The organism is Citrobacter sp. Cb041 (assembly GCF_030336655.1).
GTDB lineage: Bacteria > Pseudomonadota > Gammaproteobacteria > Enterobacterales > Enterobacteriaceae > Citrobacter > Citrobacter braakii.
In genome coordinates this window covers 26,983-47,865 of record NZ_JAOWDD010000032.1, presented here as the reverse complement: position 1 = coordinate 47,865, position 20,883 = coordinate 26,983, and the positions used below count along the sequence as shown (strand labels likewise).

Annotated in this window: 23 protein-coding genes and 1 pseudogene; 5 read left to right on the top strand and 19 right to left on the bottom strand. The window is 55.6% G+C overall.

Annotation, left to right across the window (positions count from 1 at the left end):
- The 3 genes and pseudogenes from OGV52_RS07405 to OGV52_RS07395 all read left to right on the top strand — a co-directional run.
- Positions 1 to 453 (top strand): annotated as a pseudogene (locus OGV52_RS07405) (T6SS immunity protein Tli3 family protein); the annotation flags it as partial.
- A gap of 1 nt (position 454) precedes the next feature.
- Complete coding sequence (locus OGV52_RS07400; RefSeq protein ID WP_016155465.1) at positions 455 to 715, top strand: PAAR domain-containing protein; 261 nt, start codon at positions 455 to 457, stop codon at positions 713 to 715.
- The gene (locus tag OGV52_RS07395) at positions 712 to 2,118 is read left to right on the top strand and encodes a KPHS_23130 family T6SS system protein (RefSeq protein WP_287108291.1); all 1,407 of its coding nucleotides are present in this window, start codon (positions 712 to 714) and stop codon (positions 2,116 to 2,118) included. Before OGV52_RS07400 ends, OGV52_RS07395 begins: the two co-directional genes overlap by 4 nt.
- 73 nt (positions 2,119 to 2,191) lie before the next feature.
- Here OGV52_RS07395 and OGV52_RS07390 read toward each other — a convergent pair whose 3' ends face one another.
- The 3 genes from OGV52_RS07390 to OGV52_RS07380 are packed head-to-tail and all read right to left on the bottom strand — an operon-like array spanning position 2,192 to position 5,674.
- Positions 2,192 to 3,133 (bottom strand): ABC transporter substrate-binding protein, encoded by a 942-nt coding sequence (locus OGV52_RS07390; protein WP_019077849.1) that lies wholly within the window; start codon positions 3,131 to 3,133, stop codon positions 2,192 to 2,194.
- A 29-nt stretch (positions 3,134 to 3,162) separates the two neighbouring features.
- Positions 3,163 to 4,158 (bottom strand): ABC transporter permease subunit, encoded by a 996-nt coding sequence (locus OGV52_RS07385; protein ID WP_016155386.1) that lies wholly within the window; start codon positions 4,156 to 4,158, stop codon positions 3,163 to 3,165.
- A complete protein-coding gene (locus tag OGV52_RS07380; RefSeq protein WP_016155468.1) occupies positions 4,151 to 5,674 on the bottom strand; it encodes a sugar ABC transporter ATP-binding protein in 1,524 nt (507 codons plus the stop codon). Before OGV52_RS07380 ends, OGV52_RS07385 begins: the two co-directional genes overlap by 8 nt.
- Positions 5,675 to 5,788: 114 nt before the next feature.
- On the opposite strand from OGV52_RS07380, the gene OGV52_RS07375 reads away from it, so the two are divergent.
- Both OGV52_RS07375 and yjdP read left to right on the top strand, forming a co-directional pair.
- Positions 5,789 to 8,053, top strand: a complete 2,265-nt coding sequence (locus OGV52_RS07375; RefSeq protein WP_016155388.1) for a hybrid sensor histidine kinase/response regulator — start codon at positions 5,789 to 5,791, stop codon at positions 8,051 to 8,053.
- Positions 8,054 to 8,122: 69 nt separating this feature from the next.
- The gene (gene yjdP / locus OGV52_RS07370; RefSeq protein ID WP_016155470.1) at positions 8,123 to 8,452 is read left to right on the top strand and encodes a DDRRRQL repeat protein YjdP; all 330 of its coding nucleotides are present in this window, start codon (positions 8,123 to 8,125) and stop codon (positions 8,450 to 8,452) included.
- 69 nt (positions 8,453 to 8,521) lie between these two features.
- Here yjdP and phnP read toward each other — a convergent pair whose 3' ends face one another.
- From phnP to OGV52_RS07290, 16 genes are all read right to left on the bottom strand, one after another.
- Positions 8,522 to 9,280, bottom strand: a complete 759-nt coding sequence (phnP, locus tag OGV52_RS07365; RefSeq protein WP_016155390.1) for a phosphonate metabolism protein PhnP — start codon at positions 9,278 to 9,280, stop codon at positions 8,522 to 8,524.
- Positions 9,281 to 9,288: 8 nt separating this feature from the next.
- Entirely contained in the window at positions 9,289 to 9,723 is a 435-nt protein-coding gene (phnO, locus tag OGV52_RS07360; protein ID WP_046274567.1) for an aminoalkylphosphonate N-acetyltransferase, read from the bottom strand.
- On the bottom strand, positions 9,710 to 10,264 hold the full coding sequence (gene phnN / locus OGV52_RS07355) for a ribose 1,5-bisphosphokinase (protein ID WP_016155392.1): 555 nt from the start codon (positions 10,262 to 10,264) through the stop codon (positions 9,710 to 9,712). The genes phnO and phnN overlap by 14 nt, the downstream gene beginning before the upstream one ends.
- A 2-nt stretch (positions 10,265 to 10,266) precedes the next feature.
- Positions 10,267 to 11,403: an alpha-D-ribose 1-methylphosphonate 5-triphosphate diphosphatase gene (gene phnM, locus OGV52_RS07350; RefSeq protein ID WP_287108290.1), complete on the bottom strand. Its 1,137-nt coding sequence runs from the start codon at positions 11,401 to 11,403 to the stop codon at positions 10,267 to 10,269.
- Positions 11,400 to 12,086 (bottom strand): phosphonate C-P lyase system protein PhnL, encoded by a 687-nt coding sequence (phnL, locus tag OGV52_RS07345; protein WP_047499592.1) that lies wholly within the window; start codon positions 12,084 to 12,086, stop codon positions 11,400 to 11,402. Before phnL ends, phnM begins: the two co-directional genes overlap by 4 nt.
- Before the next feature lie 116 nt (positions 12,087 to 12,202).
- On the bottom strand, positions 12,203 to 12,961 hold the full coding sequence (phnK, locus tag OGV52_RS07340) for a phosphonate C-P lyase system protein PhnK (RefSeq protein ID WP_003844769.1): 759 nt from the start codon (positions 12,959 to 12,961) through the stop codon (positions 12,203 to 12,205).
- Positions 12,958 to 13,749 (bottom strand): alpha-D-ribose 1-methylphosphonate 5-phosphate C-P-lyase PhnJ, encoded by a 792-nt coding sequence (gene phnJ, locus OGV52_RS07335; protein WP_049259807.1) that lies wholly within the window; start codon positions 13,747 to 13,749, stop codon positions 12,958 to 12,960. The genes phnK and phnJ overlap by 4 nt, the downstream gene beginning before the upstream one ends.
- A 46-nt stretch (positions 13,750 to 13,795) precedes the next feature.
- Positions 13,796 to 14,863: a carbon-phosphorus lyase complex subunit gene (locus OGV52_RS07330; RefSeq protein WP_287108289.1), complete on the bottom strand. Its 1,068-nt coding sequence runs from the start codon at positions 14,861 to 14,863 to the stop codon at positions 13,796 to 13,798.
- Positions 14,863 to 15,447 carry a phosphonate C-P lyase system protein PhnH gene (phnH, locus tag OGV52_RS07325; RefSeq protein WP_003031824.1) on the bottom strand — a complete coding sequence of 195 codons (585 nt, stop codon included), beginning with the start codon at positions 15,445 to 15,447 and terminating at the stop codon, positions 14,863 to 14,865. Before phnH ends, OGV52_RS07330 begins: the two co-directional genes overlap by 1 nt.
- Positions 15,444 to 15,896, bottom strand: a complete 453-nt coding sequence (gene phnG, locus OGV52_RS07320) for a phosphonate C-P lyase system protein PhnG (RefSeq protein WP_095715476.1) — start codon at positions 15,894 to 15,896, stop codon at positions 15,444 to 15,446. The genes phnH and phnG overlap by 4 nt, the downstream gene beginning before the upstream one ends.
- Positions 15,897 to 16,622, bottom strand: a complete 726-nt coding sequence (phnF, locus tag OGV52_RS07315) for a phosphonate metabolism transcriptional regulator PhnF (protein ID WP_016155477.1) — start codon at positions 16,620 to 16,622, stop codon at positions 15,897 to 15,899.
- Positions 16,623 to 16,642: 20 nt separating this feature from the next.
- Positions 16,643 to 17,422: a phosphonate ABC transporter, permease protein PhnE gene (phnE, locus tag OGV52_RS07310; RefSeq protein WP_016155398.1), complete on the bottom strand. Its 780-nt coding sequence runs from the start codon at positions 17,420 to 17,422 to the stop codon at positions 16,643 to 16,645.
- A 104-nt stretch (positions 17,423 to 17,526) separates the two neighbouring features.
- Positions 17,527 to 18,543, bottom strand: coding sequence for a phosphonate ABC transporter substrate-binding protein (gene phnD, locus OGV52_RS07305; protein ID WP_016155478.1), 1,017 nt, complete (start codon positions 18,541 to 18,543; stop codon positions 17,527 to 17,529).
- A gap of 80 nt (positions 18,544 to 18,623) precedes the next feature.
- Positions 18,624 to 19,412: a phosphonate ABC transporter ATP-binding protein gene (phnC, locus tag OGV52_RS07300; protein ID WP_287108287.1), complete on the bottom strand. Its 789-nt coding sequence runs from the start codon at positions 19,410 to 19,412 to the stop codon at positions 18,624 to 18,626.
- 132 nt (positions 19,413 to 19,544) lie between these two features.
- Positions 19,545 to 19,991 (bottom strand): VOC family metalloprotein YjdN, encoded by a 447-nt coding sequence (yjdN, locus tag OGV52_RS07295; protein WP_016155401.1) that lies wholly within the window; start codon positions 19,989 to 19,991, stop codon positions 19,545 to 19,547.
- Between the two features lie 139 nt (positions 19,992 to 20,130).
- Positions 20,131 to 20,466: a zinc ribbon domain-containing protein YjdM gene (locus tag OGV52_RS07290; RefSeq protein ID WP_003031835.1), complete on the bottom strand. Its 336-nt coding sequence runs from the start codon at positions 20,464 to 20,466 to the stop codon at positions 20,131 to 20,133.
- Between the last annotated feature and the right edge of the window lie 417 nt (positions 20,467 to 20,883).

The following is a 20,883-nucleotide window of genomic DNA, read 5'->3' as shown; positions in this document are numbered from 1 at the left end:
GCATCTTATATGTCCCCATTTCAGGGGCAAGAGAGAAATTCAGAGGGGAATATGGTCGACAGACCGGAGGGAAAAGAAATCAAAAGAGTGGTGGTGGTCAATAATCAGGCGTTTATTACCACTTCGCTGAATCATTTGTATATGAGCTCATACCCTTTTGACGATCCGCGTCTAAAACCCGGCGGTCCGGGTATAGATTATAAGTTCTTTGATGACACTTATTATCTCTACAGGCCAGGCAAGCATAAATCCAATGGCGAGTATGTGAATGCCCACATCAGACCTGAATCTCCAGGGTATGCGTGGGGTACGGTTATTTTTATGAAAAAAGGACTGAATAATCTTGTTGAGTCAGAAAAATCGAATTATCAAAACCTGCCCGACAAAGAACCGGAGGTGGTGGGTTATAAGGGATGGACCCGGATGCGCTGTGACCTGGATGTGGGGAAATAATATGAAAGGTGTAATCAGGCTAAATGACCCGCTGGAAAACGGTGGGTATGTGAACAAAGCTTCTGGTAGCAAGTTTATGGGAATTCCTGTCGCTTTAATGGGGGATACTGTTCTTTGTGTTGCGCATAAAGGAACCTTTCCCATACTTGATTTTGAACCAACCTGGACAATGGACGGTAGAGGCGTTGTTGTGGATGGGTGTAGGGCTGCATGCGGTTGTGCAATAAAAACCACACTGCCAATGGCGGGGACAAGCAAATGAGTAAATGGAAGATACCAAACAAGAATCCCTATCAAGATCCAGGAAAATTCCCGCTAAATATTATGCTGGTTATTAGCTGTGCTATATTCTTGTTATGTATGATGTACCATATATTAAACTGGCTTCAGGAAAAGAAAGTTGCTGATGATTTGACATGGAATGCAATAGTAATCCCTTCTCTAATAGTGTTAGTAATCTGGTGTGTGGTGATAATCATTCACGGTATAATATCTTTTCCTTTTTATTATGCGGGTTACCTTGAGCAGTATGGTATGTATAAGTGGAAAAACTGGGCAATACAGGCATTGCCTCTTTTAGACTATTCATCAATTCTCCCGGTGCCTGAACTGGCATTAAAAATTCAGAAACTAGAAGGGGAAGCGCCAGCAGGTTCTGCAACGCCGTTACGAATTGATATCGAAGTTGATTCAATGGATGATGCCAGAGTTGATAAAGTGCTAAGACGGTTGATCGAACCACTCAAGAATTCTCTTGTCAAAGAGTATCGTCCGTTTAATACCTGGTTGTATGTTAAGGGTGCGGATGACACTATCGGCAATAGTTTCAGGGCGGTACTCGCAAGTCTGGGCATCTCCAGCAATAAGGTCGGAGACGTTAATATTCTTCATGATTGTCCGGATTATTCTTTAATCAATGGTTGGGTTGGCCTAAATATTTCTGAAAACAACCTGGTTATTACAGTTGAATTGCACAATAAAAATAATTATGATTTTTTCGAAAGTGCTAATGCCTTTATTTTTACCAATGCAAAATTGCTTGAAGATAAAGACACACCTTTATATTTATTGCGTATGATGGACAGTACTCCATATTATCTTGATGAAATCGTAAGTGCATATTTATCTGCTCAACAAGTGGATGTGAGTAAAATTAAAAAGATGTGGTTCAACTCACTGGATAAACAGTCAAAATTCGTAATGTTTAGTGGGGTGGAAAACGCAAAAGTGAACATTTTGGCCGATAGTCGATATGAACTGGAAGCCATTACTGGGCAAAGCACAGAGGTTCAGCGTTGGGTTGTATTGGCGTTGGCTGCGGATGCTGCAAAATATGGTCAAGGGCATCAGTTATTCGCCAGTGCATCCGCAGGCACGATTCAAACCGGAATAATAGCTGCAAAATATCCAGGATGTTGGCCTGCACTTGGTAAGCTCGATTTCGGGAATTATTGGAAAATCATAATTGTTTGCGCAATTATTTTATGGGGTATAGGGTTTGTAAGTCTCGTGCCAACGGAAATGTTCAATAATCATCCCTGGTATACGTTTACTCCTTTAGTTATCGGCATTCTGGTTATTTATACGGCAATTATGATTTATTCTTTGATAGTGAGTCAAAATATAGAGCGGGAAATGGATATTTATTACTCTCAGTTTTTATGAGGTAAGCGCCCTGACGGGCGCTCATACTTCTTTTACTCTCTTTGCGGCAGGAGAGCATCAGTCGGTTAAGGGGTTATTTCACCGTCCAACCCTTATAGCTGCCGACGTTGTTTTTATCGATCATCGTCACCGGGATCAGTACGGGTTCTTTCGGGGCGGGTTTCCCCTGCAATATGTCATAGCCGATTTCGACCGCTTTGGCAGCCATCACCTGTGGATCTTGTGCAGGCGTCGCCACAAATAGTGAGTTTTCCCGCTTCAACGCTTCTTCAGCGTCTGGCGATCCGTCTACGCCGACAATAAAGAATTCGCTACGTTGTGCCTGTTTTGCCGCCAGATCGGCACCGATCGCCGTAGGATCGTTAATGGCGAATACGCCGTCGATCTTCGGATTCGCCGCCAGCAGCGCGGTCATGATCTCTAGTCCGCCTTCGCGACTGCCTTTAGCGTTTTGGTTATACGACAGCACCTTGATATCCGGGTGGCGTTTAAACTCGGTCTGGCAGCCTTCCACGCGGTTCTGGACGGCGGAAACCGGCGGCCCGTTGATAATGACGACGTTGCCTTTCCCTTTCAGACGGTCGGTAATGTATTTACAGGCCATTTCACCCGCCTGGGTGTTATCGGAGGTAATGGTCGCATCTGCGCCTTCCGCCGCTACGTCAACGGCAACCACCACAATCCCTGCGTCTTTCGCGCGTTTTACCGCTGGGCCGATGCCTTTGGAGTCGGCGGCGTTAAGGATAATCATGTCGACCTTGGCGGCAATAAAGTTGTCGATTTGCGACACCTGTTGTCCCAGATCGTAGCCGCTGGAAACCAGCGTCACTTTAACGCTATCACCCGCCAGTTTGCGTGCTTCCAGCTCCGCGCCTTTGGTGATCTGCACGAAGAACGGGTTGGCCAGATCGCCCACCGTAACGCCGATCGATTTCAGTTCTTTTGCCTGCACAAACGGAGCTGCAGCAAGCAGTGCGCCAGCACAGAGCGCGGTGACTAAGGGCTTCAATCTCATGCTGTATTCCTCGAAGTAAGATGTTGTTGTTATGCACTTTGATGGTGTCGGGTACGGTATTTGTCGATCAGTACCGCTATGATGATCACCGCCCCTTTGATCACCAGTTGCCAGAAATAGGAGACGCCCATCAGCGTCATGCCGTTATTGAGCGTGGCGATAATCAACGCCCCTACCAGCGTGCCGGTGATGGTACCGATCCCCCCAACAAAGCTGGTACCGCCGAGGATCACCGCCGCGATGGCGTCCAGCTCGTAACCCATGCCTAAGTTGCCGTTGGCGCTGTATAGCCGTGAGGCGCTCATCACCCCGCCAAGACCTGAGAGCACACCGCTCATGCCGTAGACGAACAGCAGCACCAGCCACACTTTGATACCGGTTAAACGAGCGGCCTGCATATTGCCGCCGACCGCATAAATATGAACGCCGAGTGTGGTGCGCCTAAGAATGAACCAGCACATCACCACCACCGCCAGCGCAATGACCACTAGCCACGGAACCGGACCAAGATAGTTGTTACCGATCCACTCAAAGCTGATATTGGAATTGATCACCGTCGTGCCGTCGGCCAGCAGATAGGCCGCGCCGCGCAGCGCCGTATACGTTCCAAGCGTGACGATAAACGGTGGCAGTCCGGCAAAAGCAACCAGCGCGCCGTTAAACAACCCCAGCACCAGACCGAGCATCAGCGCCGCCGGAATCGACAGCATGGCAAATTCAGGGATCAGCGAAACGACCATAGCCGCGACGGCGGTGGTGCCGAGAATCGAGCCAACCGAGAGGTCGATCCCGCCGGTCAAAATAATGAAGGTCATGCCAGCCGCCAGCACGATGTTGATCGACGCCTGGCGGGTAATATTCAGCAGGTTGCTTTCGGTAAAAAAGTTTGGCGCGATAAAGCCAAACACCGCCACTATCAGGATGAGAATCGGCAAGATGCCGACCGTTTGCATCAGATCGCTCATCAGCAATTTTTTCGCGGAGGCGGATTTCGCCACCTGCTGGGGAGTGGTTGGATTATTCATGGGACACCGCCTGATGATGGGAGTCGTTCACGCCGGTTGCCAGCGTCATAATATTTTCTTGGGTAATACTTTGCCCGTTCAGCTCACCGGCAATGCTGCCTTCCCGCATGACGTACACGCGATCGCTCATACCGACAACTTCCGGCAATTCGCTGGAGATCATCAGGATCGCCACGCCTTTGCGCGCCATGTCGTTCATGATCCGGTAGATCTCGCTTTTGGCGCCAACATCCACGCCGCGCGTGGGTTCATCGAGGATCAAAATGCGTGGGCCGATCGCGACCCAGCGTGAAATCAGCAGCTTTTGCTGATTACCACCGGACAGCCCGCCCGCGCGTACCTGGGCGTGCGGAACGCGGATGTTGAGCAATTGGATGGCGTCATCGGAAATAGCCTGCGCCTTTTTGCGATCGAGCATGCCCCAGTTGGCGTCACGTTCCAGCGTCGCCATGGTGATGTTCTCTGCTGCCGCCAGCTCTAAAAACAATCCCTGCTCTTTGCGGTTTTCCGTCAGAAAGCCAATGCCGTGGTCAATTGCCTCGCGAGGGGAGTGGATCACCACCGGTTCACCGTCTACTTCAATCATGCCGCCGATGGCTTTACGCACGCCAAAAATCAACTGAGCCAGTTCAGAACGCCCGGCGCCGACTAACCCGGCAAGGCCGACGATCTCCCCGGAGCGCACCAGCAAACTGCACGGCTGGACTTTATGGCCGTCGGTCAGGTGGTGGACGTTGAGGCGCGCTTTACCTAAGGGAATATCGCGCTCTTTGTTGAACAAATCGCTTAACGGTCGGCCCACCATCATGCGCACCAGCTCAGAGGCGTTGAGTTTGTCGCGGGTCAGGCTGCCTACATATTGCCCGTCGCGCAGGACGCTGACGCGGTCCGAGAGTTCATACACCTCCGCCATGCGGTGGCTAATGTAGATAATCGCCATCCCCTCATCGCGCAGGCGCATGATCAGTTCAAACAAGCGGTGGGTTTCACGTGAGGAGAGGGCGGCAGTGGGTTCATCCATCACCAGAATGCGGCTGTTACGGTGCAGGGCGCGGGCGATTTCCACCTGCTGCTGTTCGGCGATGGTCAACGTCATCACGCGATCGCTGGCCTTAAACTGGGCGCCGAGCCGGTCGATGACTTTTTGCGACTGCATCACCATCTCTTTACGCTGGACCAGACCGCCGCGCGACAGCTCGCTGCCAAGAAAGATATTTTCCGCCACCGTCAGGTTCGGCGCGAGCTGCATCTCCTGGTAAATCAGCGTGATGCCTGCGCTGAGCGCGTCTTTTGGCCCGCGAATGTGAAACGGCTGACCGTCGATCAGGATCTCACCGCTGGTGGCGGTATACGCGCCCGCGAGGATCTTCATCAGGGTGCTTTTCCCCGCGCCGTTCTCACCCATCAGGGCATGAATCTCACCCGGCCAGACCGTTAAATCGACCCCTTTCAGCGCGTAAAATTTACCAAACGCTTTGGCAATGTTGCGCATCTCCAGAACCGGTGTCCTGCTCATAGCGGATCTCCTGTGGGGTGGCCGATATCAGCAGTCCATCACAGGAATGTAAATGCAAAATGTCAGAAGCCGTTCATATTTGTCATATTGCGATTTTTCTTCACGGAGCGTGATATGCCGCAACCAGGACGTCACTTTTTCGCCAGTGCGCGCGGACGATTGCTGTTCTTCAATCTGCTGGTGGTGACGGTCACGCTGATGGTAAGCGGTGTGGCGGTGCTGGGGTTTCAGCATGCCAGTCAAATCCAGGAACAGGTGCAGCAGCAAACCGTTGACGACATGACCGGCAGCATGAACCTGGCCCGGGATACGGCGAACGTGGCGACGGCGGCGGTGCGGCTGTCGCAGGTGGTCGGCGCGCTGGAATACAAAGGTGAAGCGGAGCGGCTGCAGGAGACGCAACGGGCGCTGAAGCATTCGCTGGAACAGCTGGCTACCGCGCCGTTGGCGCAGCAGGAGCCGGCGCTGGTCGAGCGTATTATCCAGCGCAGCCAGGAGCTACAAAGCAGCGTGGAAGGTATGCTGCAGCGCGGGCAACGGCGACATCTGGAACGTAACGCCCTGCTCAGTTCGCTGTATCAGAATCAAAGTTATTTACGTCATCTGCAAAAGCTGACCGGCGCGCAGGATGACGTGCTGCTGGGGCAGATAGACCGCTTAATTGTTGCCGCCATTGAAACACCCACGCCGCGTTCGGTGGTGAAACAACTGGACGGCGTGATGCCCGCGCTGCCTGTGCAAAATAGCAATCCGCTGATTACCAACATCCTCACCGACTTCAACCAGGAGTTGCATAAGCTGGAGCCGCTCTCTTCTGCGCTTGAGCAGAGTGATTTGGCGATCAACTGGTATATGTTTCATATCAAAGCGCTGGTGGCGATCCTCAACAGCGATATCAACCGGTATGCTTCGCAGGTGGCGCTGATCTCCGAACAGCGGGTGGCGCAAAGCCATCAGGAACTGCAATCTGGCGCGTTGTTTATTTTGGTGTTTGCGCTGTTGGCGGTGGTGATCACCGGTTTTGCCGGCTGGTATATCTACCGTAACCTCGGTTCTAACCTGACGGCCATTTCGCGGGCGATGACCCGGCTGGCGCACGGTGAATCGGACGTTAGCGTCCCGGCCCTGCAGCGGCGCGATGAGCTGGGCGAACTGGCCCGCGCCTTTAGCGTCTTCGCCCGTAATACGGCATCGCTGGAGCACACCACCCGACTGCTTAAAGAAAAAACCAGCCAGATGGAAATCGACCGCACCGAGCGCCAGGGGCTGGAGGAAGCGCTGTTGCACAGTCAGAAACTGAAGGCGGTAGGGCAACTGACGGGCGGATTAGCGCATGATTTCAATAACCTGCTGGCAGTCATTATTGGCAGCCTGGATCTGGTGAACCCAGACTCTCCCGATGCGCCACGGGTCAATCGGGCGCTAAAAGCCGCCGAGCGCGGGGCGCTCCTTACCCAGCGGCTGCTGGCCTTTTCGCGCAAACAGTCGTTGCATCCCCATGCGGTGGAGCTGAAAACGCTGCTGGAAAATTTGGGCGAACTGATGCGCCACTCTCTTCCGGCTACGTTGACGCTGGAGATTGAAGCCCAGTCTCCCGCCTGGCCCGCGTGGATTGATGTCAGCCAACTGGAAAACGCCATTATTAATCTGGTGATGAATGCCCGTGACGCCATGGACGGGCAGGCGGGCACGATTAAAATCCGTACCTGGAATCAGCGGGTCACGCGCAGCGATGGGCGTAAGCAGGATATGGTGATGCTGGAAGTTGCCGACCAGGGAAGCGGGATGTCGCAGGAGGTGAAAGCTCAGGTCTTCGAGCCGTTTTTCACCACCAAACAGACCGGCAGCGGCAGCGGGCTGGGGCTGTCGATGGTCTACGGTTTTGTGCGCCAGTCCGGTGGCCGCGTGGAGATTGAAAGCGCCCCTGGGCAGGGAACGACGGTCAGATTGCAGCTTCCTCGCGCGGTTGTGCCGGTGCAGACACCGGTGGAGACAATCGCACAGCACACCCCGACTCGCGGTGAAAAACTGGTGCTGGTTCTCGAAGATGAAGCCGATGTGCGCCAGACGTTATGTGAGCAATTACACCTACTGGGCTACCTGACGTTAGAGGCCGCCAACGGCGAACAGGCTATGCATATGCTGGCGGCTTCATCCGAGATTGATATTTTTATCAGCGACTTAATGCTGCCCGGCGGTTTAAGCGGTGTGGATGTGGTTAATCATGCGCTGGCACATTATCCACAACTGAACATCCTGCTGATTAGCGGCCAGGATTTACGTCCGGCGCATAACCCGGCGCTGCCGGATGTGGCGTTATTGCGTAAGCCCTTCACTCGGGGAGAACTGGCGCAGGCGCTGCGGCATTCGCGTAATTGAGATTCCTCCGCTACCCGCGCAAATACGCTTTGATTACCGTGGGGCGAGTTTCTTGATGAGGCTGGTTTTATGCAACGCTCCGCGACATTCTTACTTTTCACTCTGCTGATGATGACCACCGTATCGGCGCAGGCCGATATTATCGATGACGCCATCGGCAATATTCAGCAGGCGATTAACGATGCCTACAAACCGGACAGCGGGCGGGATTATGACGACTCTCGTGATGAAAGCTGGCAGCGACAGATGAGTGACGATCGTCGCAGACAGTATGATAATCGCCGCCGCCAGTTTGAAGACCGACGCCGCCAACTGGATGACCGCCAGCGCCAGCTCGATCAGGAACGGCGTCAGTTAGAAGACGAAGAGCGCAGAATGGAAGAAGATTACGATCGTTAGCGCAATCTTTCGCCGGCAAGGTTATAGGGAGCAGAGACCTGTTAACAAGTGTTTTAGTGCGATGTAAACCTACCTCAGCACAATCTCCATTCCGTCATACCCGGCTTCGAGCCCTGTCGGTAGCGGATTCTCCATCATCCACAAATCAAACTGATGACTGATATGCGTCAGGATCACCCGTGGGCAGCGGATAACCTCGTTCAAGGCGATAACGGTATTTACATCGCTGTGATTGCGCGGCGGCTCGGCGCGCGGGGCGTGGCTGCAGTCGATGATAATCACCTGAGGCTGGTTATTGTGGAGAAACTTCAGCGTCTTGTCGGGAAGTCCGGCGGTATCGGAGAGCCACGCCACGCGGCTGTGCGCGGTCTCCAGCAGATAGCCAAACGTCAGCTTTGAATGGTTGAGTGGGAGTGGCGTCACCTGCAACCCTTGCAGATTAAACACCACGAATGGCGCGACGGTATGGCTAAAATCGAGGATGCCAGGGTGCTTAAACAGATCGTCGCATCCCTGTTCATCCGGCGGACCGTACACCGGGATAGTCGCCCCCACGCCCCAGCGCAGCGGAAACAGCCCCTGCACGTGATCCATATGGTAGTGGGTGAGCAGAAACTGCTGGAAGCTGCCTGCTGGCCAGTCGTCCATCAGATGCGGGATCCCCGCGTCCAGCAGCGTCACCGCATTGTTAAATTTGACCACCCCGCTACAAGGGCGTCGACGGTATTGCGCCTGTAAGCGTGCTCGTTGGCAGGCCGCACAGTCACAGCCAAATGCTGGCACCAGTTGCGCGCCGCCGGTTCCCGTCAGCGTAATGGTCAGACTCATGGCTCCCCCTACAACGGTTTGGTGAAGCGAAAATGGCTCATGGTATAGCCTTCGCGCTGGTAAAAGCGGTGCGCGTCAAGGCGTTGGGTACTGGTAGAAAGCTCGGTTATTTCTGCGCCCGCTTCGCGCGCGGTGGCTTCGGCCCAGGCCAGTAACTGACTACCCACTTTTAGTCCTCGTGCCTGTGGCATCACCACCAGTTCCTGGATCTCGCCAATCCAGTTGGCGTGGTGCAGATGAAACTGTAGGTGCAGACCGATCAAGCCGACGACCTGTCCGTCGAGCAGCGCCAGCTGGTAGTGCATATTGGGATCTTGCAGATTTGCGGCGTAGCCAGCGCTAAAGGCCTGCAGGTCGAATTGGCCCTGTTTCAACTCACAGATAAGCGCGTAAACCGCATCGGTATCGTATAGCGTGGCGCGGCGTAATTCACAGACAGACATGTTTCTTCTCCTTGCGTCCCATCAGTGTGAGCAGTGTATCGACAGACTGTAGCAAACTTCCATCATTGTTCAGGACGTGGCAGTCATACGGCGTGTAGCGTGCCGCGCGTTCAAGGCGGGCAGCGATTTCCGTTTCGCTCTCCCGCCCACGTGCCTGCAGGCGCTGGCGTAGAATGGCCGGGGAAACCTGTAAGCAAATGGGAAGTAAAGACGCGCCATAACGGGCCTGCGCCTGGGGCAGATGCGCGCGCGAGCCATTGACCACCACATCAAAACCGGCGTGCAGCCAGAGGTCAATCTCTACGCCGACGCCGTAATAGAAGCCGTTGGCGTGCCAGCTCAGCGCCAGCAGGTTCTGCCCGGCGCGGGTAAAAAACTCTGGTTCGCTGAGGGCAATATGGTTTTCATTCCCGGCGTTGGCGGCGCGGGTGATGTAACGGTGCGCCACCAGCAGTTGCGCAGGTTCCTGCTGGCGAAGTTCTGCCAGTAGACTGTCCTTACCGGAGCCGGACGGCCCCATCAGCCAGATCAGTTTCCCCATAGTCAGAATACCCTTTTGCCCTGACGCCAGACGTGGTCGATATGGATGTGATCGCCTTTGCGATGCGCCAGCACCAGATCCGCGCGTTTACCTTCGGCTACAACGCCACGATCGTCGAGATTTAATGCCCGCGCCGGATTGCGGGTCACCAGACGAATGGCCTGCGGTAGCGTAAAGCGGTTGGCATCATCGTCTGCCACGCGAAATGCCGCATCGAGCAGGCTGGCGGGGTAGTAGTCGGAGGAGAGAATATCCAGCAGCCCCAGCTCAGCCAGCTTATGCGCCGCCACGTTGCCGGAGTGAGAACCGCCGCGCACGATGTTGGGCGCGCCCATCAGCACGTTCATGCCATGCTGGCGCGAGGCCTCTGCGGCGGCAAAGGTAGTAGGAAATTCGGCGATCACGCTGCCAAGTTGATGCGATTCCAGCACATGATCGCAGGTGGCATCGTCATGGCTCGCCAGCGCTATCTGGCGCTCACGACACATCTGAGCAATCGCTGTGCGGTTGGGTTGCGACCAACGAGCAGCCAGAGCTAACTGTTCTTCTTCGTAGCGGGCCATTTGCTCGTCGGTAAGTGAATACTTGCCCTGATAGTACTCGCGGTACTTCTCGCGATTGGCGAACTGACGCTGGCCGGGGGAGTGGTCCATCAGCGATACCAGCGTCACCGGCTCACGACCGACCAGTTTTTCAAACAGCGGTAGGGTGGCGTGATGCGGCAGCTCGCAGCGCAAATGCAGGCGGTGCTCGGCGCGATTGACCCCGCGCTTTTGCGTCTCTTCCACCGCGTTGATCATCTTCTCCAGATTTTCCAGACGGTCGCCACCGTCGCGCACATCGCCAATCGCCACCGCGTCCAGCACGGTGGTAATGCCGCTGGCGACCATCAGCGCGTCGTGGCTGCTCATCGCCGAGTGGGCGGGCCAGTCTACCTTCGGGCGCGGGGTGAAAAACTTGTCGAGATTGTCGGTATGCAGCTCGATAAGCCCTGGCAGCAGCCAGCCGCCTTCTCCGTCCATCGCTTGGGCCAGTTGGCTCTGACTTTCGGCAAAGGCGCGGATCGTTCCGCCCTCAATTTCCAGCGATCCTTGCACCACTTCATCTTCCAGCACCAGCTTTACATTATTGATAATCATGCTGTTGTTCCCATCAGGTGCAGGCGATCCGCGACGCGGTCGCGCACGGTTTGATCGTGAAAAATGCCGACAATTGCCGCGCCGCGGGCTTTCGCTTCTTCAATCAATGCGACGACGGCGGCGCTGTTTTTGGCGTCCAGCGAGGCGGTGGGCTCATCGAGGAGTAGAATCGGGTAATCGACGATAAACCCTCGGGCGATATTGACGCGCTGCTGTTCGCCCCCGGAAAACGTCGACGGCGCCAGATGCCACAGCCGCTCCGGCACGTTCAGGCGGGTAAGCAGGTTAGCCGCTTTGGCTGCGCACTCCTCGCGTGACACGCCGAGATCCAGCAGCGGCTGCATCACCACATCCAGCGCAGAAATCCTTGGGATCACGCGCAGGAACTGGCTGACCCAGCCGATGGTTGAACGGCGAACTTCCAGCACTTTACGCGCCGGAGCCTGCACCAGATCGACCCATTCGCCGCTGTGGCGGATGTGGATGTGTCCTTCATCCGGCAGGTAGTTGGCGTACAGCGAACGCAGCAACGTGGATTTGCCGCTGCCAGAGTGACCGTGCAGCACCACGCATTCGCCGTTTTTAACTTCCAGCGTGGCGTCTTGCAGCACCGGCAGACGCACGCCGTTTTGCTGATGCAGTACAAAGGTTTTACTGACGTTTTCAACGCGAATCGCGTTCATTTTTAGCCTCTTTAAGCATTTTTGCGTTCGATTGCCTGATGGCGCTTCGCTTATCAGGCCTACAACCGATGCCGATCCGTAGGCCGGGTCGCGAAGCGCCACCCGGCAAGACAAAATCAGTTTTGCAAAACAGATGACACCAGCAACTGGGTATACGGATGATGCGGGTCGTCGAGTACGCGGTCGGTTAACCCACTTTCCACCACCTGACCCTGCTTCATCACCAGCAAGCGGTCGGCCAGCAGGCGCGCTACGCCCAGATCGTGGGTGACAATAACCACTGCCAGATCCAGTTCCACCACCAGGCCGCGCAGCAGGTCCAGCAGTTTGGCCTGTACGGAAACGTCCAGACCGCCGGTGGGCTCGTCCATAAACACCAGTTTGGGATGGGTGACGAGGTTGCGGGCGATCTGCAGTCGCTGCTGCATGCCGCCGGAAAAGGTGGTTGGCAGGTCGTCGATACGCGAGGCCGGGATCTCCACTTCCTCCAGCCAACGCTGCGCGGTGGCACGAATGTCGCCGTAGTGGCGCGCCCCGGTGGCCATCAGGCGTTCTCCGATATTGCCGCCAGCGGAGACCTGACGGCGCAGGCCATCCAGCGGATGCTGATGCACCACGCCCCATTCGGTGCGCAGCAGACGGCGACGGTCGGCCTCGTTCATGCCGTACAGCGAACGGTTCTGATACAAAATCTCACCGCTCTGCGGCGTCAGCCGTGAAGAGATCGATTTCAGCAGCGTGGTTTTGCCTGAACCGGACTCGCCGACGATACCCAGCACTTCGCCAGGCCACAGGTCAAAAGAGACATCGCTGAAGCCCTTGCCCGGCGCGTAGAGATGGGTCAGGTTGTTGACTGAAAGCAGCGGTTGCGTCATTTGCTGAGGGCCTCACTCTGTTGGCGGCAGTAGTCGGTGTCGGAGCAGACAAACATGCGTTTGCCGGTGTCATCGAGCACCACTTCATCGAGATAGCTGTGGGTTGAGCCACAGATGGCGCAAGGCTCATCCCAGCTCTGCACGGTAAACGGGTGATCGTCGAAATCGAGGCTTTCCACGCGGGTGTAAGGTGGAACGGCATAGATGCGTTTTTCGCGGCCTGCGCCAAACAGTTGCAGGGCCGGCATCATGTCCATCTTCGGATTGTCGAATTTTGGAATTGGCGACGGGTCCATGACGTAGCGGTCGTTGACCTTCACCGGATAGGCGTAAGTGGTGGCGATATGGCCGAAGCGGGCGATATCTTCATACAGTTTCACCTGCATGATGCCGTACTCTTCCAGCGCGTGCATGGTGCGGGTTTCCGTTTCGCGCGGCTCGATAAAGCGCAACGGCTCGGGGATCGGGACCTGGAAGATAATGATCTGGTCTTCCACCAGCGGCGTTTCCGGGATGCGGTGGCGGGTCTGGATCAGCGTCGCGTCTTCCGTGCGCTCGGTGGTGTTCACCCCGGTTACGCGTTTGAAGAAGTTGCGAATCGACACGGCGTTAGTGGTGTCATCTGCGCCCTGGTCAATTACCTTCAGCACGTCCGGTTCGCCAATCACGCTGGCGGTGAGCTGAATACCGCCGGTTCCCCAGCCGTAGGGCATCGGCATTTCACGTCCGCCAAACGGCACCTGGTAACCGGGGATCGCCACCGCTTTCAGAATCGCGCGGCGAATCATGCGTTTGGTCTGCTCATCAAGATACGCAAAGTTGTAGCCGGAGAGGTTAGTGGTCACGGGTGGCCTCCTGTTGCAGGCGTTTGAGCAGTTCCAGCTCGGCCTGGAAATCGACGTAATGGGGAAGTTTGAGGTGCGAAACAAAACCCGCCGCCTCGACGTTATCCGCATGCGCCAGCACGAACTCTTCGTCCTGCGCCGGTCCCGTGACCGCTTCATCGTATTCGGCTGCCTGTAGGGCGCGGTCCACCAGCGCCATCGCCATCGCTTTACGTTCGCTCATGCCGAACACCAGCCCGTAGCCGCGGGTAAAATGGGGGGATTCGTTTTCTGGCGCGACAAAACCGTTGACCATTTCACATTCGGTCATCAGCAGTTCACCGACGTTCACCGCAAATCCCAGCTCTTCCGGTACGGTTTCCAGTGCCACATAGCCGCTGCGGATTTCGGCGGCAAACGGGTGATTGCGCCCGTAGCCGCGTTGGGTGGAGTAGGCCAGCGCCAGCAGATATCCCTCATCGCCGCGCATCAGCTGTTGCAGACGTGAAGCGCGTGAACAAGGGTAAACCGGTGGCGTGCGGGTGATGTCGTCGGGCGTGGCGCCATCATCCTCTTCACGCTTTGCCAGTCCCTGGTTGGCCAGCAGGGAAAAGACGTGCGGAGAGGCGTTCTGCGCGTCGTCTGCGCTGCGCAGGGGTGGCGTTTCGCCATTGGCCAGCAGGGTAAAATCCAGCAGGCGATGGGTGTAGTCATAAGTGGGACCTAACAACTGCCCGCCGGGAATATCCTTGTAGACCGCAGAGATTCGGCGCTCAAGGCGCATTTCTGCACTGTTAACCGGTTCGCTGACCGCCACCTTTGCCAGCGTAGTGCGGTAGGCGCGGAGCAAAAAGATGGCTTCGACGTTATCGCCGCTCGCCTGCTTCAGCGCCAGCGCGGCCAGTTCGCGGTCGGCGATGCCGCCTTCGGTCATCACCCGGTCGACGGCCAGGTTCATCTGTTGTTCGATTTGCGCCACGCTCAGTTCAGCAATGGTCTCATCGCCCCGGCGTCGGTTTTCCTGCAGGGCATGGGCGTTGGCTATCGCCTTTTCGCCCCCTTTGACGGCGACATACATCAGCACACCTCCACATGGGTAGTTCGCGGAATAGCCAGCAGGCGTTCGCCGCAGGTGAGGATCAGGTCGACCCCCAGCGGGAACGGATGCGGGCGTTCGGTGAGTTCGTGGATCAGGCATTCCGGTAGCTGTGGCGCGATCATGCGCTCTTCAGCGATACCGGCGCCGGTCAGACGCAGCATGCGTCCACCGCTTAAGCCAGAGACCTGCACAATCAGCGTGGCGCTGGTTTCTGGCGCGACGGCGGAACCGGCGGAGAGGGCGTTAAGCTGTTCGCTGCTGATGCGTTCGTCGGCGACGGCAAAGGCCGCCAACTGCGGCTGATCCACCAGCGGCGCGTTGGTGTGAAAACGCAGATTCTGCCGGGCGATATCGTTATCCATCGACGGCGCAAGCCAGACCGGCGTGTCGCCATCGACCAGGGTCAGTAGCACGCTGGTGGTTGCCAGGCCCAGTGGCTGCCAGCCGTGTTTCAGTTGATGCAGGGCGACGATTACGCCCGGCTCACTCATGGCCTTCAGCAGGCGACGGAAGCTCTGCTGAGCATCCTGAACGGGTAAATTAAAAGCGGTTTGTAAGGTCATGCATTATCTCCGCGTACCAGCGTGAAGAAGTCGACCCGGCTGGCGTTGATTTCGGCACGGCGTGCGCTAATCAGCGCATCGCGTTCCGCTTCCAGCGGGGCAATTAAGGTTTCCATTAGGCTCTGGAAATGCGTTTGTTCCTGCAGCAGCGCGTCAATGACCGCGCACTGCTCGGCGTGTTGTTTGTTGCGGCCCAGCAGGTAGCTGTAGCCCAGCGTGCCGCTTTTCAGGCGTACCACTGCGCGGGTAAGCGTGGTATCACCGGCAAAGAAGCGGTTGCCGGTGCCGCCCATGCGAGCCTGGAGCTGCATCAGTCCGCTTTCCGGTGCGCGGATAAGTTCATAGTCTGGCGTCAGTTTGAGCGCGTGGATGCGGGCGTTCAGGGCATCGGCATTGCTGTAAGCCAGCGCGCGCATCCAGCGCTGGCGGGTAGCGGTATCGAAATGCATTCAGTGCTCCATAGTGAATTCGATCATGTCGGCGCGGGTCAGGCTGACGGAGTATTCCGCCGCGTGTTCTTCGCCTTCACGGTGGTTCAGGGTGCGCACGCACAGCAGCGGCGCCATATTGGGGATTTCCAGCACTTTGCTCTCTTTAGCCTGTGCGCGGCGGGCGCTGATGCGCGTTTGTGTGCGCAGGAGCGTCAGACCGGACTGTTCGCGCAGGTAGTCGTGCAGTGAGCCGTTGTTAAAGCCCTGCAGCAGCGGCCATAGCGTGAGGTCGGAAAAATAGTGGTCGATCTGGCACAATGCGATGCCGTTTACCCGACGCAGGGTGCGCAGATGAATCACGTTATCGCCCTCGTTAATGCTGAGCGCATCGGCAATGTGGCTGGAGGCTGGGCGCAGCACCGCCAGCAGTTTTTCGCTGGTGGGGTGGCTGCCCTGGTCCAGCAGGTTCTGGCTAAAGCGCGCCTGGGCATTAAGCGGGTAATCGAATGGGCGCATCAGCACCAGTACGCCGACGCCCTGGCGACGCTGGACCCAACCACGCTCAACCAACTGGTCAATAGCGCGGCGCAGGGTGTGGCGGTTTACCTCGTAGCGCGCGGCAAGCTGATGCTCGGCGGGCAGATAGTCACCGCAGCGATAATGATGACGAAGCTCCTGCTCAAGTCTCGCGGCAATTTCCTGATAACGCGTTGGATAACTGGTCGGATGTGTAGACAAGTGCATAGCAATCAATGCCTCGCTAATCAGATAAAGTGCTTACGCAAACGCTGGGAAAGGAAATCCAGCAGGCTGACGGTGACGATGATTAACACCATCAGGGCGCAGGTTTGCTGGAACTGAAAGCCGCGAATCGCCTCCCATAAGGTCACGCCAATACCGCCCGCACCCACCATTCCGACCACCGTGGCCGAGCGAACGTTGGATTCAAAGCGATATAGCGAGTAGGAGATAAGCAGCGGCATGACCTGTGGCAGAACGCCGTACAGAATCTCTTCAATTTTGTTGGCCCCGGTGGCGCGAATGCCTTCTACCGGACCTGGCTCAATGGCTTCTACCGCTTCCGAAAGCAGCTTGGAGAGCACCCCGGTGGTGTGGATAAACAGTGCCATTACCCCGGCGAACGGACCTAAACCCACGGCGACCACGAACAGCATGGCGAAGACCATTTCATTGATGGCGCGGCAGGCGTCCATCAGGCGACGCATCGGCTGGTAAATCCACCACGGCACGAGGTTATCGGCGCACATCAGGCCAAAGGGAATCGACAGCACAACGGCGAGGGCGGTACCCCAGACGGCAATTTGCAGGGTGACGGCCATTTCACCGAGATAGTCCTGCCACTGACTGAAGTCTGGCGGAAAGAAGTCGGCGGCGAAGGTCGCCATATTGCCGGAATCCTGGATCAGCGTGAGCGGAGCCATTTCGGCACCTTTCCACGAGACCACCAGCACGGCGAGAAGAATGGCCCAGCTCAGCAGTGAGAACCAGCTACGTTTGGGCGGGGCGACGGTGATGGTTTGCATGTTTAGCTCCGTGCGTAGGTTATCGCCGGATGGCAGCGTTTACGCCTTATCCGGCCTACAGAACATCGTCTGCCCGGTAAGCGAAACGCCACCGGGCATCAGGTTTACTGCACCGCTTTAGTCACGCTGGTCATGGCGCCCAGGGCGGCGGTTAAACGGTCAAGGTCGTCGAGCTGCGCTTTCAGCGCCGAGGTTTTGCTGCTTTTCTCTTCCTCGTTCAACCCTTTGTTGCCCTTCACGCCCTGCATCTCTTTAAACAGCGCCAGTTGGCGAATCGGTACCAGTTGCAGGTCGCTGGAAGCACGGAACGGTGCCCATCCCAGGCGTTCCAGTACGGTTTTCTGTTCCGGCGTTTTGCCGTAATTCATAAAGAAGTCGTACACCTTGTCCTTGGTGGTTTCGGAGAGGTTTTTGCGCCAGACGATCGGATCGCCCGGGATCAGCGGTGACTTCCAGATAACCTTCAGCTCTTTCAGTTTTTCCGGCGCGGAGGTTTTCAGCTTGTCGAGGTTTTCAGTGTTGTTGGTGGCGACATCGACCTGTTTGTTGGCGACGGCCAGCGCGTTGGTTTCGTGTCCGGCGTTAACGGTGCGTTTGAAGTCGCTGGCGGAGATGTTGTTTTTGGCGAAGACGTAGTAACCGGGGACGAGGAAGCCTGACGTTGAGTTGGGATCGCCGTTGCCGAATGTCAGATCCTTACGTTTGGCGATCAGATCGTTCAGGTTGTTGATCGGACTGTCTTTGTTAACGATCAACACGCTCCAGTATCCCGGGGAGCCGTCGGCAGCGACGGTTTGGGCAAACACTTGTCCGTTAGCGCGATCCACTGCTTCCATTGCCGAGAGGTTGCCGTACCAGGCGATATCAACTTTGTTAAAACGCATTCCCTGAATGATCCCGGCGTAGTCCGGGGCGAAGAAGGCGTTCACTTTCACGCCCAACGATTTTTCCATGTCCTTCAGGAACGGTTCCCACTGTGGCTTCAGGTTTTGCTGTGATTCGGTCGAAATAATGCCAAAGTTCAGCGCTTTTTCTTGCTCTTCGGCCTGCGCCGGGCTGAACAAGGTGCTGATGCTGAACATGCTGGTAAAGGCCAGCGCGGCAACGGTCTTATAGCTCATGTTGTTTCCTTAATTAGTCTTTGTTCCAGGCTATTTCACTTGCCAGCCTGGCTGCGCCAATAACGCCTGGTTTTTTAGAACTATGCAGCCTGCGCGTTCTGTTCGACGCGGTTCATGCTGCGGTAGAGATGGTCAAAACGATCGTTATCAAAATGCTGGCTGCTGCCATCAAAGAAGACGTTGCCCTGACGAAGCGCGACAATGCGTTCGCAGTAGCGCAGGGCGTAATCCACCTGATGCAGCGTGACGACCACGGTGATGCCGTCGGTCTGGTTAATGTCGCGTAGGGTGTCCATCACGATGCGCGCGGATTCCGGGTCCAGCGAGGCTATCGGCTCGTCGGCAAGGATCACTTTGGCTTGCTGCATCAGCGCGCGGGCAATCGCCACGCGCTGCTGTTGCCCGCCCGAAAGCGTGGAAACGCGCTGGTATGCAAAGTGCGCCATGCCAACGCGGGTCAGCGCCTGTAATGCACGCTGTTTCTGTTCCTGGCTAAACCAGCTAAAACAGGTGCGCCAAAACGGCGTGCTGCCGAGTGCGCCAATCAGGACGTTTTCCAGTACCGTCAGGCGGTTAACCAGATTGAACTGCTGGAAGATGTAGCCGGTGTGGGCGCGGCTTTTGCGGATATCGCGCGCCAGGCGGCCTTCATGTTGAACGGTGCGACCCAGCAGTTCGACGTGGCTACCAGGGGATTTATCACCGACGATCAAACCGCTTAAATGACGTAAAAGGGTGGATTTGCCGGAGCCAGATGGCCCAAGCAGAGCCACCATCTCACCGGAACAGATGTTCAGATCAACCGCATTGAGCGCCTGATGTTGATTGAAGGACCTGGAGAGTTTTTCGACGCGAATAATCGTTTGCATGATGCGGCCTCCCTTAAAAAGTGGCCCCATCGTGGCGGATCAATGTGACGTTTTCGTTAAGGGATGGTTACTTGGTGATGAAGAGTTGAGCGATTTTTGATGACAGTACGGGAGGGCTGGCCTCCCGTTGGATTACTCTGTAGGTTGCTGCTGTTTGACGACGTTGATCATCCACGGTACGCCATACCGATCGCTCACTTTACCGAAACCATGAGCCCAGAAGGTTTCCTGCCAGTCCATTTCGATTTTTCCGTTTGCTGCCAGGTTATCAAACCAGCGTTTGCCTTCGTCGACGTTTTGCGTGTCGAGTACCAGCGTAAAGCCAGAGTAGTGGGCATTTCCGTCGGGGGCGCTATCGCTCATCATGATGTCGCTGCCCGCAACGCGCAGGTTGGCGTGGGCAATGGCGGTATCGGGGAATTTCATGCCTGAAGGGCAACCCTCTTCGCTGTTCTGCGCCGGTTTGGGCATTTCACCGAAGTTGATTTTGTAGAGTAGCTCAGCGCCTAATGTTTTTTGATAGTAGGCGATAGCATCAGCGCAGTTGCCTGCGAAGGAGATATAGGGACTTAACGGCATAATCTTTACCTCAGGTAAAAGAAACCAGTTAAGTGTAGTTATCGTCTGCAAAAATAAGCCAGGCGGGAAGTATGAGCTTCCCGGCTGGCAGATGAGCTGGCATCGGCCTGATTGACGTAGCGCCATCAGGCAATTTGCATCAGTTCTTTTTCACAAACTCAGATTTCAGCTTCATTGGGCCAAAGCCATCGATTTTGCAATCGATGTTGTGGTCGCCTTCAACCAGACGGATGTTCTTCACTTTAGTCCCGATCTTCAACATGGAAGAGCTACCTTTTACCTTCAGGTCTTTCACTACGGTAACGCTGTCGCCGTCAGCCAGCAGGTTGCCGTTGGCATCTTTAACGATCAGTTCGTCGCTGTCCTGAGCCGGTTCAGCATCGTTCCATTCGTGAGCGCATTCCGGGCAGATGAACATGCCGTTATCTTCGTAAGTGTATTCGGAGTTGCATTGTGGGCAGTGTGGTAATGACATGTGGATTTCCTCAAAAGTCAGCAGGGGCAAATGCGCCCAAAAATGGCAGATTGCCGAAAAAGGCCGCAATTATACATAAAATCCCTGCTTTTGTCGGGACTACTGCGTGATTATGCAAAATGATCTGCTGTAAAGCCCCTTTGCTTTTACCTCAATGAAAGTATGGCGGAATATTTTTTAAGGGAAATTGCTACGCTTAGGTATTTAAGATAAGGTGAGGCGAAATATCTGATATTCATAGGTAACGTTGCTTACGGATGCCTAAGCCATTGTGATTGAATATCATTGACCCCCTTAATTTTAGTAGGGGGATTACGCGGGTATTTTTTAAAACTGAACTACGCTGTTTATCTTTCTTACTTATTACATAAGTGAGAGGCATCCGGCCAGCGGTTATACGCCAAATTTATTTTAATA

Coding starts and splice junctions, on each gene's coding strand:
- phnJ (WP_049259807.1), bottom strand. CDS start 13,749: ATGATTCGCCGCGCGATTCTGAAAGCGGTGGCGATCCCCGGTTACCAG.
- phnN (WP_016155392.1), bottom strand. CDS start 10,264: ATGGGGAAACTGATCTGGCTGATGGGGCCGTCCGGCTCCGGTAAGGAC.
- phnO (WP_046274567.1), bottom strand. CDS start 9,723: ATGTCTGTCTGTGAATTACGCCGCGCCACGCTATACGATACCGATGCG.
- OGV52_RS07330 (WP_287108289.1), bottom strand. CDS start 14,863: ATGTATGTCGCCGTCAAAGGGGGCGAAAAGGCGATAGCCAACGCCCAT.
- OGV52_RS07400 (WP_016155465.1), top strand. CDS start 455: ATGAAAGGTGTAATCAGGCTAAATGACCCGCTGGAAAACGGTGGGTAT.
- phnL (WP_047499592.1), bottom strand. CDS start 12,086: ATGAACGCGATTCGCGTTGAAAACGTCAGTAAAACCTTTGTACTGCAT.
- OGV52_RS07385 (WP_016155386.1), bottom strand. CDS start 4,158: ATGAATAATCCAACCACTCCCCAGCAGGTGGCGAAATCCGCCTCCGCG.
- phnM (WP_287108290.1), bottom strand. CDS start 11,403: ATGATTATCAATAATGTAAAGCTGGTGCTGGAAGATGAAGTGGTGCAA.
- phnC (WP_287108287.1), bottom strand. CDS start 19,412: ATGCAAACGATTATTCGCGTCGAAAAACTCTCCAGGTCCTTCAATCAA.
- phnF (WP_016155477.1), bottom strand. CDS start 16,622: ATGCACTTGTCTACACATCCGACCAGTTATCCAACGCGTTATCAGGAA.
- phnP (WP_016155390.1), bottom strand. CDS start 9,280: ATGAGTCTGACCATTACGCTGACGGGAACCGGCGGCGCGCAACTGGTG.
- phnH (WP_003031824.1), bottom strand. CDS start 15,447: ATGACCTTACAAACCGCTTTTAATTTACCCGTTCAGGATGCTCAGCAG.
- OGV52_RS07395 (WP_287108291.1), top strand. CDS start 712: ATGAGTAAATGGAAGATACCAAACAAGAATCCCTATCAAGATCCAGGA.
- phnG (WP_095715476.1), bottom strand. CDS start 15,896: ATGCATTTCGATACCGCTACCCGCCAGCGCTGGATGCGCGCGCTGGCT.
- phnE (WP_016155398.1), bottom strand. CDS start 17,422: ATGCAAACCATCACCGTCGCCCCGCCCAAACGTAGCTGGTTCTCACTG.
- OGV52_RS07380 (WP_016155468.1), bottom strand. CDS start 5,674: ATGAGCAGGACACCGGTTCTGGAGATGCGCAACATTGCCAAAGCGTTT.
- OGV52_RS07290 (WP_003031835.1), bottom strand. CDS start 20,466: ATGTCATTACCACACTGCCCACAATGCAACTCCGAATACACTTACGAA.
- phnD (WP_016155478.1), bottom strand. CDS start 18,543: ATGAGCTATAAGACCGTTGCCGCGCTGGCCTTTACCAGCATGTTCAGC.
- OGV52_RS07375 (WP_016155388.1), top strand. CDS start 5,789: ATGCCGCAACCAGGACGTCACTTTTTCGCCAGTGCGCGCGGACGATTG.
- phnK (WP_003844769.1), bottom strand. CDS start 12,961: ATGACGCAACCGCTGCTTTCAGTCAACAACCTGACCCATCTCTACGCG.
- yjdN (WP_016155401.1), bottom strand. CDS start 19,991: ATGCCGTTAAGTCCCTATATCTCCTTCGCAGGCAACTGCGCTGATGCT.
- yjdP (WP_016155470.1), top strand. CDS start 8,123: ATGCAACGCTCCGCGACATTCTTACTTTTCACTCTGCTGATGATGACC.
- OGV52_RS07390 (WP_019077849.1), bottom strand. CDS start 3,133: ATGAGATTGAAGCCCTTAGTCACCGCGCTCTGTGCTGGCGCACTGCTT.